Annotated in this window: 11 protein-coding genes; 3 read left to right on the top strand and 8 right to left on the bottom strand. The window is 55.7% G+C overall.

All coding sequences use genetic code 11. The features are described from left to right. Window position 1: 1 nt before the first annotated feature. Genes ENN68_04970 through ENN68_04955 form a run of 4 tightly spaced genes read right to left on the bottom strand, consistent with a single transcriptional unit; the run spans window position 2 to window position 2988 of the window. Window positions 2–895 carry a heterodisulfide reductase subunit B gene (locus ENN68_04970; GenBank protein HDS45429.1) on the bottom strand — a complete coding sequence of 298 codons (894 nt, stop codon included), beginning with the start codon at window positions 893–895 and terminating at the stop codon, window positions 2–4. Continuing rightward, on the bottom strand, window positions 865–1497 hold the full coding sequence (locus ENN68_04965; GenBank protein HDS45428.1) for a hypothetical protein: 633 nt from the start codon (window positions 1495–1497) through the stop codon (window positions 865–867). Before ENN68_04965 ends, ENN68_04970 begins: the two co-directional genes overlap by 31 nt. A 1-nt stretch (window position 1498) precedes the next feature. Beyond that, a complete protein-coding gene (locus tag ENN68_04960; protein HDS45427.1) occupies window positions 1499–2563 on the bottom strand; it encodes a hypothetical protein in 1065 nt (354 codons plus the stop codon). Continuing rightward, window positions 2560–2988: a hydrogenase iron-sulfur subunit gene (locus ENN68_04955; protein ID HDS45426.1), complete on the bottom strand. Its 429-nt coding sequence runs from the start codon at window positions 2986–2988 to the stop codon at window positions 2560–2562. The genes ENN68_04960 and ENN68_04955 overlap by 4 nt, the downstream gene beginning before the upstream one ends. A 444-nt stretch (window positions 2989–3432) precedes the next feature. Here ENN68_04955 and ENN68_04950 point away from each other — a divergent pair, with 444 nt between their 5' ends. Further along, a complete protein-coding gene (locus ENN68_04950; protein HDS45425.1) occupies window positions 3433–5193 on the top strand; it encodes a TIGR04190 family B12-binding domain/radical SAM domain protein in 1761 nt (586 codons plus the stop codon). A 72-nt stretch (window positions 5194–5265) separates the two neighbouring features. On the opposite strand, the gene tatC is transcribed toward ENN68_04950, so the two are convergent. Then, entirely contained in the window at window positions 5266–6015 is a 750-nt protein-coding gene (tatC, locus tag ENN68_04945; GenBank protein ID HDS45424.1) for a twin-arginine translocase subunit TatC, read from the bottom strand. Between the two features lie 128 nt (window positions 6016–6143). Here tatC and ENN68_04940 point away from each other — a divergent pair, with 128 nt between their 5' ends. Both ENN68_04940 and ENN68_04935 read left to right on the top strand, forming a co-directional pair. After that, window positions 6144–6926: a preprotein translocase subunit TatC gene (locus tag ENN68_04940; GenBank protein ID HDS45423.1), complete on the top strand. Its 783-nt coding sequence runs from the start codon at window positions 6144–6146 to the stop codon at window positions 6924–6926. A 136-nt stretch (window positions 6927–7062) separates the two neighbouring features. Beyond that, window positions 7063–7398, top strand: coding sequence for a twin-arginine translocase TatA/TatE family subunit (locus tag ENN68_04935; GenBank protein ID HDS45422.1), 336 nt, complete (start codon window positions 7063–7065; stop codon window positions 7396–7398). Window positions 7399–8072: 674 nt separating this feature from the next. Here ENN68_04935 and ENN68_04930 read toward each other — a convergent pair. Genes ENN68_04930 through ENN68_04920 form a run of 3 tightly spaced genes read right to left on the bottom strand, consistent with a single transcriptional unit; the run spans window position 8073 to window position 12562 of the window. Beyond that, window positions 8073–9065 carry a hypothetical protein gene (locus tag ENN68_04930; protein ID HDS45421.1) on the bottom strand — a complete coding sequence of 331 codons (993 nt, stop codon included), beginning with the start codon at window positions 9063–9065 and terminating at the stop codon, window positions 8073–8075. Between the two features lie 17 nt (window positions 9066–9082). Next, window positions 9083–9649, bottom strand: a complete 567-nt coding sequence (locus ENN68_04925) for a 4Fe-4S dicluster domain-containing protein (protein HDS45420.1) — start codon at window positions 9647–9649, stop codon at window positions 9083–9085. 12 nt (window positions 9650–9661) lie between these two features. After that, window positions 9662–12562 carry a molybdopterin oxidoreductase gene (locus tag ENN68_04920; protein HDS45419.1) on the bottom strand — a complete coding sequence of 967 codons (2901 nt, stop codon included), beginning with the start codon at window positions 12560–12562 and terminating at the stop codon, window positions 9662–9664. Between the last annotated feature and the right edge of the window lie 164 nt (window positions 12563–12726).

Raw genomic sequence — 12726 nt, 5'->3', positions numbered from 1 at the left:
TTTACACCACCTTCTCAAGGATTCGCTTCGTGCTCACGATGTTCTTATCAAACCCCAATTTCTTCGCGTCTATACCCAGTGCAAGCCCCAGCAACTGTGTGATGTAGACCACGGGCATGTCTATCTTGACCTTCAACTCCTTCTCGATATCCGGCTGCTTCGCGTCCAGCATCATACCGCAGAGCGGGCAGGCAAGTGCGAGACAGTCCGCGCCGGCATCCTTTGCGGTTTGCAGGATCTTTCGTGCCATCTCAAAGGCGAGATCACCCCGGGTCATCATCAACGGCCCACCACAGCACTTCGTCTTCATCGCGCTGAAGGGCACATTCTCGCCGCCGATAAGCTCGATCAACTGGTCCATCAGAACCGGATCATCGGGATCATCAAAGGCCGTCTCGGGCGGCCGCCCCAAATAGCAGCCATAATAGGGAGCAACCTTAAGCTCGACCTTCTTCGCCAGCTTGCTCCGTATCGCGTCCATGCCGATATCATTGACGAGGACGTCGAGTAAATGCTTCGGCGTGACCGTTCCGTTGTACTCAAGAGAAGGATCGATCCCTTTGATCTCCGCGCGTAATTTCTCATCACGCTTCAAGGCATTGTTCGCTCGCGCTAAATTGTAAAAGCAGATACTGCAGGGAGTAACGATATCCAAACCTTCTCGCTCAGCTATTGCCAGGTTACGCGCGTTCAACGCATAGACCAACCGCGGATCCTCGGCCTCAGCCGCACCACAGCAGTTCCAGTCCTCCACTTCCACGAGCTCGACCCCGAGTTTCGCAAATACCGCCTTGGCGGACATGTCCTGCTCCAGTGCGGTCGCCTCCGAGGGACAGCCGGGATAAAACGCAAGTTTCTCGACACTCATTGCTCCTTCTCCTTCTCCTCGACCCATGCGAAGATCTTCTTCATCACTTCTCGTTGCTTGATCTTTGAGGGCAGCATGCCTTTGGTCACCCCGTGCCCGCCGAGCGGGCCCATTTTACCGTGCATGAACATCCGCATCCCGAAGTCCTTGTAGTCCTTCATCATGGCCTTCATACCGGAGACGGTGCCGCCTTCTCGCTTCGGATAATATTCCAGCGCCAGACCCATATCATAGAGTCGCCCGTACTTCTCCACCGTATGCAAGAACGCCTCTTCGAAGATCGGTCGTGAGCTCTCAATCTTGATCTTGCCCGCTTTCGCCTCTTTCTCCGCTATACGCCGTATCACCGCCAGTACATCCCCGACCACCACATTCTGCGGGCAGCGGGCCGTACAGGTCTGACAGATCGCGCAGATCCAGAGATCAGGGTCGGTCAAGACTTCGTTCCGCATGCCCAGGAGGCTCATCTGAATGGTCTTGCGCGGATTATAGCTGGGAATAATTTCACTGATCGGGCACCCCAGGGTACACGTGCTGCACTGGTAACATGCGGTCAGATGCTCGCCACCAGGCTCATTCAGGATCTCGTTTTTAAAGTTCGGGTCCAGCTCCCACGTCTTTATTGGCATTTTACCTCAGGCACTCTTCGAGCTCCTCTTCCTCATAGGTCGTGAACGGGAGTGGCTCCTCGACATCCTTACCCGGTACGTACTTGAACAGTTCCTGGACCTTCCGGGTCAGGACGGGGTAGAAGCGCGTCAGGGGGATATCCTTCGGACAGGCATCCTCGCAGGCACCGCAGGCTACGCAGGTCGTGCTAACGTGGTATACCCGTGTGAGGTGATAGAGCAGTTGATTTACCGGTACCGCGATCGCACCACGCGCCTCGGCCAGGTTCAGGAGATCACCACCGATCGGGTTCCCGATCGGCTGGTCAAAGAAGCACTCCTTGCAATAGCAGACCGGGCAGACGTCACGACAGTTCTTGCAGACAATGCAATCACGCAGGAATGTTTCCAGGGCTTCCTGGGTGTCGGGTATCGGTAGCTTCGCCAAATTCGCCGCGGCCTCCGCTGCGATCCGCTCTTTATCAGCCTTGCGTTCCAGATCCTTGTCCTTGAGCTCGAGTCCGACGGCACTCAACGCCGCCTCACCCATCTTCGAACGCCCGGCAACACTCACCTTATCACCGCCCGTGCGCGCAATAACGAGGTCACCGACATCCGCGAGCCGGTTGTCACAGATCGCGCAGGCGTCCCGAATGGGTATGCCCTTGCCCGCCAGCTCCTTGATCTTTGCCGCGTCCACCTGGTCACCGATCTCAGCATAATGCGCTGCGTACAGTTCATTGGGGTACGCGCCGAAACAATCCACGGCGATGAGCAGTACGCTGTCCTCATCGAGCTGTTTGAGCTTGATCATCTCGATTGCCGCCCGAATCTCACACGGTTTCGCCACGATACCGACCTTCTCGTCGATCAGCCAGCCTTTCACGATATTTGCTGCGTTGACACCGAACGATGGTGCGAAAATAACCGATTCCGGCGCTACAATACGGTCCTTGTCCCGCACCAGCATATAAGAAACGCTGCCACCGACGCGATAGGGTAGTATCAATGCATCCACAACGTTCTTCTCCAGCAAGCCCTTGAAGAAGTCACCTAATTCCCCATAAGCGAGTTCTGCTCCTTTCATAGTACCTCGTCCTTCATGGGATTTGGTCCCAATTGCTTGATATCCGCCGCCATCTGCTTCATGGTAGTGGCGAATTTATCGCCCTCAGACGCGCTGATCCAGTGCAACTGCACGCGATCATCCATGCCAAACTGTTTCAGAATAGTCCGCATCGCCGCAACTCGGCGTCGGGAATAGAAGTTTCCCTTGATGTAGTGGCACTCACCTGGATGACATCCTCCGATGAACACCCCGTCAGCGCCATTGAGCAGCGCTTTAACGAGGAATACCGGATCCAAGCGAGCCGTGCACATCATTCTGACGATCCGAATGTTTGGTGGATATTTCTTCCGCGACGTCCCTGCCAGGTCTGCGCCTGCATACGTACACCAATTACAGGTGAAACCAACGATCTTTGGCTCAAAGCCCTCTTTCTCTTCCCCCATTTTTCTCACCTAAGTTTATGCTTTACGTTCCTCGCGAACTTTGTGCTACTTCTCTATCTAGAGATACTCTATATAAGTCTTTCGAAATTTTGCGATGCTTTTACATACCAGTACGGAAAACGGGGCGCTCTAACACCCAGTTTCGCGATTCATACCACGTGTGACGGCACGTCCTATGCTTTTCATGTTCTGTTCCTCTAGTCTAGTAATACGTGAGTGTGTGCGTGGAAGCATGCAAGGCAACAGGTGCGCAGTACAGACCCGGGTGTGCGGGATAAGGGAACTATGTTTCAGTGATGACTGCGCTGGCGTTCGGCCCCACGAGATGCGAAGCTGTGCCGGGGAGCTCGAAGAGAGTGAGCGCTATACCGGGAAGCTGATGGTGACGGTACTGGTGGCACGGCCACTGATGGCCGATCTCGTATTAGGAGTGCAGGATCAGCGATGAGCATCTTTTCACTGCAGCCTGATCTGGTCTTGCTCCATGCACCAACGGTGTATGATTTCCGGCAGTATCCCCTGCTGTTTGGACCCATCGCTGACGGCGTTCCTTCAACGCCACTCTTCGAGATGTATCCGATCGGGTTCTTCTCACTGCTGGAGCATCTCCAGAAGCACGGCGTGGGCGTCCGGATCGTCAATCTGGCGGTACGCATGCTCAGCAGCGAGGAGTTCGACGCCGATACGATGATACGGAGCTTGAAGCCAGCGGCCTTCGGCATTGATCTCCACTGGCTACCCCATGCGCAGGGCAGTCTCGAGGTCGCGAAGCTCTGTAAGCGCTACCATCCTGATACGGCGGTCATCTTCGGCGGGTACTCCGCAACATACTTCCACGAGGAGCTGATCCGGTATCCTGAAGTTGATTTTATTATCCGCGGAGACTCAACGGAAGAGCCACTGCTCCGGCTCATGCGCGTGCTCATGCAGGGCTCGGACAAGGAGTTCACGAGTATCCCGAATCTGGTCTGGAAAGATCCGAACGGTGCGGTGCAGATCAATCCGTTTACCTACGTGCCGGGTGATCTGAACGGCCCTGCGAACAATTACGTTGCGGCCTTCAAATCGGCGCTCAAATACCGTGATGTGAAGAGCATGAGCCCGTGGAAGGGCTGGAAATCGCATGAATGGCTCGATTATCCGATCACGCCCGTGATCACCTGCCGCGGGTGCGTGCACAACTGCACCTTCTGCGGTGGCTCGCGGAACGCTTTGGCGCTCTACTGCAACCGCAAACAGCCTGCATTTCGGGATCCGCAGCTGATCGCGCAGGACATCATCAAGATCGCAAGATTCACCCGCGCGCCAATCTTTGTCATCGGGGACCTCCTCCAGCCGGGCACCGATTACGCATGCACCATTCTTGATGAGCTCAAGCGGACGAAGCTCACGAACCATCTCGTCTTCGAGCTCTTCACGCCGGCGCCCCGGGAGTTCTTTGACCGTGTGGCTGCATCGGTAGAGCATTTCAACTTCGAGATCTCGCCTGACAGCCACGACGCGCGGATCCGCGCGGCTGAGGGCAAGCACTACACGAACGAGCAGATCGAGCAGAATCTGAGCTGGGCGCTGGAAGCGGGCTGTAACAAATTCGACCTCTTCTTCATGATCGGGCTCCCGCAGCAGACCTGCGCGTCCGCTATGGAGACGGTCGAGTGGTGCGGCCATCTCATGGAGACGTTTGGCACGCGCGTGGTCCCGTTTATACTGCCCTATTCACCCTTTATTGACCCGGGCTGTATCGCCTACGAGCAGGCCGATCGGCTGGGGTATAGGATCCTGCTCAAGACCTTCGAGGAATATCGAACCGCGCTGCTCGCACCGAGCTGGAAGTATGCGCTCAACTACGAGACGAACTGGATGACGCGTGACGAGATCGTGGCCTGTGCGTATCGAGCCGGGCTGCGATTGAACGAGCTGAAGCGCACGTGTGGCCTGATCGCCGATGAGACGTTCAAAGCGACGGAAGAGCGTATATACCGTGCCATCGAGCTCACCGCAACGGTGGACGAGCTGATGGCGCTCGATGACCACTCGCTGCGTCAAGAGCGGTTACGAGCATTGAAGCCCGAGTTCGATGCGCTCTTCGAGTCGGTCACGCACGAGAAGGTGCAACTGGACTGGCCGGCGTCGAAGCGCAGTTTGCGGCTTTTACCGCTTCTGGCCGCGACGATCCGCGATTCTCTGCCTACACGCAAGAGCTGAACTAACGGATTGGTTACACCGTTACGCGAACTTTCTAGTTTCTAAGGGCGAGATCCGCATGTAACTTAATACTTAAGCAGCTTGCGGTGATGCTGTCACGGCACGGTCCCGCGTGAGGAAGCTCGCGACCTGGATCCCGACCTCGTAAAAGATGACCAGTGGGAACCCGACGATGAGCTGACTCAAGACATCCGGCGGCGTAAAGATCGCCGCGAGCACGAACATACCCACGATAACGTACCGCCGGTACTCCTTCAGGGTTTCGATCTGGACGAGCCCGACCTTCACGGCAAAGATGATGACGATGGGAACCTCGAAGGAAATACCGAGGATGAAGGTGAGCAGGATGACGAAGGATACGAACTCGTAGATGGAATAGGTAGCGATAACGCCCGAGGCTGTGGACATGAGGTAGAGATATTTGAGTAAGAGCGGTAACATGAGGAAGTAAGAATAGCAAACGCCGAGCAGGAAGAGCGAAACGGCCGAAATCAGCAAGATAACCACCTGAGACTTCTTCACCGGACTCCTGAGCCCAAACCGCACCTTCAAGGTCTGATACACGTAGTGCCAGATGAGCGGAATCGCAAGCACGAGCCCCACGATGAACGCGATCTTCAACTTCAGCATGATCACCTCCACAGGCGAGATATAAATGAGTTTCGCACCCTCGGGGAGCAGATCTTCCTTCATCCTGACGAGTACGGGATCGAGGAGGTAAAACGTAACGAAGAACCCGGCGAAGATGACCGCGAAGATGGGTATGAGCTTCTTCTTGAGCGATTCCGTGATATAGCCCAATTCCTCGTAGATGCTCGCCATCTTCTTTCTAGTACTCCTATATATCTAAGGAATAATACCGTACCGGCGATAAAAGCTTACGGTGGCGCTGCGGTATGAGTCTAGGCAGTGTGCGCTATACATGAGCTGATGCGAGAGCGTATGCGGAAATGAAAGAGCGGATACGGCGACCTGTTCCGAGAACGACCGAGGGTGTCCCGAACCTCGATGGGCCGATAGGAGACGAAGAGCTGCCGATACTCGAGCACCTCATCGAGCTGCGGAGACGATTCATCCATATCATCATCCCGTTCGGTATCGCGACGGTGCTCATGTTCCCCTTCTCGAACCTCGTCCTCAAGCTACTTCTGTTCCACAACCTCTTCCCGGAAGAGATGGCGCTCTTCGTCTACAGTCCGATCGAGTGGATGAGCGTGCGGCTCTTGCTCTCGTTCCTCTTCGCGCTCTCCGTAACGATACCGCTCATCATCTTTGAGACGTTCGCGTTCATCCGGCCTGGCCTGTACCCGTCAGAGCGCAAATTCTTCCTGCTCGTTGTCATTCCCTCGGTCTGCTGCTATGCGCTCGGCGCGGCGTTCGCCTACCTCTTCGTGCTCCCCTGGATCATCAGCTACCTCATCTCATACTCCGGCGACGTCGCTGCGGTTGCGCTCTCGACCAAGCGGATCTTCTCGCTCATCCTGTACACTGGCGTGGGCTTTGGTATGATCTTCCAGATCCCCTTCGTTATGATCCTTGCCGTTACATTACGGCTAGTGACCCATGAATGGTTGCGAGATAAGCGGTTCATCTTTTACGCGCTCATGATCGGCATTTTGTTCTTTGTGGTGGCAGACCCGACAGGCGTCTCGATGATCATGGCGGTCGTCGCACTCGCGCTCTTTGAACTCGGCTTGCTCTTCACCCGCTATATCGGCCGGCGAGATCACTAATACCAGATACCGCAGAGAGATTCGTTAAGGAACGAGCGCACGCGGTTCACTCGCTCGATACTATTTATATATGCCTGCGTCATCAATTATAGATAGGGAGAGGTAAGAGATGACGGTAGGAATGATGTTCTTCGCGATGCCTGGTGGTGGCGAACTACTGGTAATTGGCATTTTAGTGATTGTCCTGCTCTTCGGCGCCGCGAAGGTGCCGCAGCTTGCTCGATCCTTTGGCCAGGCAATGGGTGAGTTCAAGAAGGCGAAACGCGAATCTGAGCTGAACCTGAAGCAGTTTGAGGATTCCCTGACTGGAGAGGAGACTGAGCAGTTAAAGATCGCGGCAAAACAAGGGACGAAGAGCGGCGAGGTCAATATACGAGAAGTCGCCAAAGTCATGGGTATCAGTACCGAGGGGAAGAGCGACGAGCAGTTGAAAGCGGAAGTTCAGGCAAAGATGAACGCGTCCGCCCAGTAAGGTAGTAGCTGGCTGAGCGGTTATTTTCCGTGACTGACGACGTGACCGGAAAAACGAGGACACACCAAGACTGCTGCTCGATCGGTACACCGTTTCGTATTGTTCCGTAGTATTCAGCCTGAACCACCATAATGTGCTATCACACACAGCTCAATATGGCGATTATCTCGCGCGGGCTAACATCACGAACGCCGTTTTACGCAATTGCTTGAGATGGCTGTGTATACTCGTATTACTGCACTGATCATCGACCTCTTTTTTGAAGAGCACGAAAAAGGCACTTCGTCTCTGTTTGGAGCTACGATTGCTGGATTGAGGAAGGTGCGTTTGAAGCCTTCGTGTTGGGAAATCCCGGATCAGCGAGAGCTTCTTAACTTAACTTAACGTATGATCGCTGTTTTATTGTGTGAGTAGCCCGCAGCCCTGCCGGGAGATGGGATCAGCACGGTGCTTCCCTGGTCACGTTATCTCATGCTAAATAAACCCGGAGAGACCATACCGCTCGCTCAACGTGCCGAACATCAACCGTTATTCGCAGAGTGGCACGTGCTCTGTTCGAGCCTCCGCGAAGCTGGGTAAAAGCGAATAAGTATACTCCGGCAAAAAGAGTGAAAAAATAAAGAGAGGGGTTGTGGTTAGCCCACAACCCGTTTTTCGGTTGGTTCGTTACGTACTTACAGCCCGAGCGAGGTATAAAATGCTCCGATATTCGGGAGGACCTGCCCCATCGGCACGTTGGTACCAAACATTACCGCTCGTCCCATCAGCTCGCCAACGAGCACGACGATGAAGAGCACCACGACGATCATTGCTGCCATTGCCATATTCTTCTTCTTCAGTGGTAATGCCAGCACGATGGTCAGGATGAGTGCGAGCCCCACCCCGAGTGCCCAGCGTGCCATGTTGAACGTGGCGTATTCGCCCGTTTGCATAAGATCGAGCGTCTTCTGCTGTGCGACCCTCGCGTACTCTGTCTCGGCAGCTCCCAACAACCCGGGATGCATCAGGAGCGCGGCGATGAGCACGATGAGCATCACGAGCGCGACCACCATCGTAATCCAGAGCATGCGCGCCAGGGGCTCGTCATTCGTTTTCTTCACCAGGTACTTCAGCGAGAGCACTGCTGCGACCGCGGTAAATCCGCCAAGGAGCGCGGTAACGTAGAAGAACATCGGTGTTGTTATCTGGTTCAACGAGGGTAGCTGGTACATCATGTACGCTGCTGCGCTGACATAGATGAAGCCCAAACCGACGATCGCTGCGAGAACTCCGAGCGGCTTTCTGAGCATGCTGAGTTTGCCGACGATCGCTGGAAATATTGGGAACCACTTGAGACTACCGTAGTCGGGATGCAAGACCCACATGATCGTATAGATCACCGCCAGGATGACGAAGACGGTCAACGCCAGCACCTCGTTACTCAACATCGAGGTGCCCACGTTCTTGGTCATGGTCATCATCGCTTGTAGCGGTCGTGCTTCGTGCGAGAGGATGCCGATCAGACCAATAACCGCGACCGGGACACAGACCCATGCACCGGTCTCGAAGAACTTCGCCTCTTCGTTGTTCTTGGCGAGAAAGTCCGCGACAACCATTGCGATCAACGCGCCGACTGATAGCTGACTGAAGACCGTGAAGATCATATACGAGGTAACTGCACTACTCATTGTTCGCTTCCCTCCCCCTAGAGCACACGCTCTTGATAAGCGATCGTGTTCCGTGATTTGGCTTCTGTGTACTGAGGCATGATCTCCGTGATATCGCCACCCAGCCGTGCTCTAGTCGAGCAGAAGAGCCCGCAGCGCGCTTTCGCTTGCAGATCGCCCGCTTTTGGCACGAAAGGCTCAACGCACATGGTGCACTTGTCCATGATTCCGTTCCATTCCTTGAGGTCGCCCTCGAGGCCGTGCGGATACTGAGGCGCGCCGAACGGGCATGCCCAGCCGCAGTAGCCACAGCCGATGCACCGGTCCTTGTTAACCGTAACGACGACGGCGTCTTTGCCAACCCAATCCTTCACGGTGCGCTGCTCGATCGCCTTCACCGGACACGCAGCCACACAGGGTGGGTTCGTGCAGTGCATGCAGGAAACAGGAACGTTCTTCTCGCCAGGCCTCCCCTCATTGATGGTCACGATCTGGACGCGCGCGGTCCCATGGGGCACTTTGTTCTGATCTTTGCAGATGGCGAAACAGGCGCCGCAGTTGATGCACTTCTCGATTACGTTCAGGAACTTATAGTAGGTTGCCATTTTTCACTCCTCCTATGCCTTATACACCTTGCACAAGCACGCTTTCGTCTCCTGCATGACTGTTGACCGATCATAGCCATCGACACAGATGATGTTCACCGAATCGCCGTAGGCGAGTTCTTCCGTTCCCGCGGGCCAGCGGTTCGCATAAGACTGCCCTTCAAACCAGCCCGCCCAGTGGTAGGGGATGAAGATCGTTGCTTCGACCCGCTTGCCGCCCCGTATCACACCCTCGTTCACGCGCTCCGTCACGTACGCGCGCACCTTGCACCGGCCTCTGAGCGTCTCCACCCAGACGAAATCCCAGTGGTGGATGCCCAGCTCCAGCGCGACGGTGGGATGAATCTCTGCGTAACACTCCGGCTGGAGCTCAACCAGGTAGTGGCATGACCGCGTCTCCGCGCCGCCACCCATGTGCTCCACCTGCCGTCCCGTAGTGAGGATGAAGGGATAGCCCTCATTCACGAGGTTCCTCCGCTGCTGCTGGATTGTCTTGTACAAAATGGGGAGACGGTAGTGGTTTGCCACATCATCGTAGGTCGGATACTTGTCGATCAGATCAGGCCGCGGGCTCTCGAGCGGCTCACGGTGCACCGGCACCGGATCAGGCAGATCCCAGGCTCTGAATCGTGCTCTCCCTGCTCCCGACGGGCAGATGTTCTGGTTTAGCAAGTTCTTGAACGCTTCATCAGCATCTATCTCATAGATCCATCCATCACCATCGGTCCCATCAGAATTCTTCTGGTCATAGCCCGGCCCGATGTATGACGCACCTAACTGGCTCACGCCATCGTCTGAGATCGGATTCCCTGCGGTCGAACCTGCCGCTCTGAACCGGGGCCTAAATTCGTTACCGCCTTCCCAGATCGGGATATCGTTCCGGTACAGAATCGGCGTTCCGGGGTGCTGGTGGTTCCAGCAGGGCCAGGGTAATCCCCAGTATTCGCCCGTCAAGGGGCCGCTCTTCGCCTGCAGATCCTCAGGTGAGAAGACGCTGCATTCTGTCACGCACTGGAGCTGCTGTGCCTTGAGCCGCTCGGCGGTTCTCCGCATCATGATGACGTTCGCACCACGGCTAATTTCATTGAGTACCTGCTCAGGACTGACCATGCGTTGCCAATCGCTTGCGGCTCGAGACGCATCCTCATAGGTGAAGTGCGCGCCAAACCCGAGCCGGTTTGCAAGCTCGCGTATGATCCATCCGTCCGGCCTGCTCTCGTAGAGCGGCTCGACGATCTTGTTCCGCCACTGCGTCTCTCGTGAACTATTGTTGCAGCTTCCGTCCTGCTCAAATTGCGTTGACGCCGGTAAGATGATGACCCCGTCAGGTCGGTCCGCGAGTGATGCTGCGATCGTCGCATGTGGATCCACACCCACGAGCAGCTCGACCTTCTCCATCGCCTCCTTCATCCGCTTCATCTCGGTGATCGAGTTGAGCGAATGTCCCCAGACGAAGACCATCTTGATCGGGTTCGGCTGTGCGATCGGGAATTCGCGGTTGAGCACCCCTTCATACCAGCGCGAGACGGTAATGCCGCTCACATGCATCAGTGAGTTCCCGCTGCCAGCAGGATGGTCCGCGAACTTCGCTTTCATCTCCTCATACGTGATCGGCGCATGCATGTTCCAGACGGTAACCCAGTGCCTCCATGCCTTCTCCGTAAGCCCGTAATACGACGGCAGCCAGTGCGAAAGGATGCACATATCGGTCGAGCCCTGCACGTTATCGTGCCCGCGGAAGGCATTGGTGCCGCCGCCGGGTTTGCCCACATGGCCACAGAGCAACTCGAGGCACGCCATTGCCCGGATGTTCTGTGTGCCCACGGTGTGCTGTGTCGCGCCCATCGCCCAGCAGATACAGGCCGCAGTGCCTGGACCGCGCGGTGGATGTGCCCAGTCATACGCGAGCTGCCGGATGGTAGCTGCGGGTACCCAGCTAATGTCCTCCACCACTTCCGGTGTGTAGTTCTTGACCACGTCCCACCACTGGTCAAATCCGTACGTGCGCTTCTCGATGAAGTCCGGGTTGTGCCAGTTATTGTTCACGATCACATTCGCAATGCCCCATAGTACCGCAATGTCCGTGCCCGATCTGAACCGCACCCACTGATCTGCTACTGCCGCCGACTTAGTAAAGCGCGGGTCACAGACGATGAACTTCGCGCCGCGCCGCTTCGCCTCCAGGATGTGCAGCATCGCCACCGGATGTGACTCCGCGGCATTCTCACCGAAGAACATGATCAGCCCCGAGTGGCGCATATCGTTCCACGGGTTGGTCATTGCACCGTAGCTCCACGTGTTCGCTAACCCCGCGACCGTCGTGGAATGGCAGATACGTGCCTGATGATCGACGTTGTTCGTGCCGTTGAAAGCCGCGAATTTCCGGAACAGGTAGCAGGATTCGTTGCTCATCTTGGCCGAGCCGATGTACATGATCGAGTCGGGTCCGTCCCGTGCCTGGATCTCCTTCATCTTGTTCGCGATCTCGTCCAGCGCCGCTGCCCATGTGATCTGCACCCACTGGCCCCCGGTCTTCTTCATTGGATGCTTCAGCCGCAATTCCGAGTTCAGGATCTCGGCAATTGAAGTGCCTTTGGAGCACATCGAACCGGTGTTGATCGGATTCTCCAACCAGGGCTCGATACCGGTGCAGACACCGTTCTCACACCGGCCGTGGAACCCGCAGCCCACCGCACAGTGTGTACAGTTGGATTTGATGAGCCTAACACCGGCTTCTTCGGGGGAGGCACTCGCAGGGTCTGGCATTATTAGGTCACCAAGCTTTGCAGATACACTGGCGCTGCTGATGCCGCTGAGAGCTGCTGCAGTCCCTAGGGCGCTCAGTTTAGTGAACGTCCGCCTTGACAGTCTGATACCGTTACTTTTTCCTATAGAACTCATTCTAGTCGCCATTATTTCACCTCTTTCTCCTCTTTATTTACCTCCTTTAACTACTTTTCGATTCCTCAGCGTACTATAAAAGCTTTTCGGTTTTGACGACCCCGCCAAACATAGGAAAGTACGCAACTCTGAGTCCTTTCTGCCATGCACGGACGGCAACGGTCGCATCATACCGC

This window comes from Methanomicrobia archaeon (genome assembly GCA_011049045.1).
GTDB lineage: Archaea > Halobacteriota > Syntropharchaeia > Alkanophagales > Methanospirareceae > JACGMN01.
Note: the sequence above shows the minus strand (reverse complement) of the source record. Positions and strands in the feature narration are given on the sequence as shown.

What these genes read in the sequence shown, in the direction of transcription:
- ENN68_04970 (HDS45429.1), bottom strand. Translation starts at nt 895, where the DNA reads ATGGGTCGAGGAGAAGGAGAAGGAGCAATGAGTGTCGAGAAACTTGCG.
- ENN68_04965 (HDS45428.1), bottom strand. Translation starts at nt 1,497, where the DNA reads ATGCCAATAAAGACGTGGGAGCTGGACCCGAACTTTAAAAACGAGATC.
- ENN68_04960 (HDS45427.1), bottom strand. Translation starts at nt 2,563, where the DNA reads ATGAAAGGAGCAGAACTCGCTTATGGGGAATTAGGTGACTTCTTCAAG.
- ENN68_04955 (HDS45426.1), bottom strand. Translation starts at nt 2,988, where the DNA reads ATGGGGGAAGAGAAAGAGGGCTTTGAGCCAAAGATCGTTGGTTTCACC.
- ENN68_04950 (HDS45425.1), top strand. Translation starts at nt 3,433, where the DNA reads ATGAGCATCTTTTCACTGCAGCCTGATCTGGTCTTGCTCCATGCACCA.
- tatC (HDS45424.1), bottom strand. Translation starts at nt 6,015, where the DNA reads ATGGCGAGCATCTACGAGGAATTGGGCTATATCACGGAATCGCTCAAG.
- ENN68_04940 (HDS45423.1), top strand. Translation starts at nt 6,144, where the DNA reads ATGAAAGAGCGGATACGGCGACCTGTTCCGAGAACGACCGAGGGTGTC.
- ENN68_04935 (HDS45422.1), top strand. Translation starts at nt 7,063, where the DNA reads ATGCCTGGTGGTGGCGAACTACTGGTAATTGGCATTTTAGTGATTGTC.
- ENN68_04930 (HDS45421.1), bottom strand. Translation starts at nt 9,065, where the DNA reads ATGAGTAGTGCAGTTACCTCGTATATGATCTTCACGGTCTTCAGTCAG.
- ENN68_04925 (HDS45420.1), bottom strand. Translation starts at nt 9,649, where the DNA reads ATGGCAACCTACTATAAGTTCCTGAACGTAATCGAGAAGTGCATCAAC.
- ENN68_04920 (HDS45419.1), bottom strand. Translation starts at nt 12,562, where the DNA reads ATGGCGACTAGAATGAGTTCTATAGGAAAAAGTAACGGTATCAGACTG.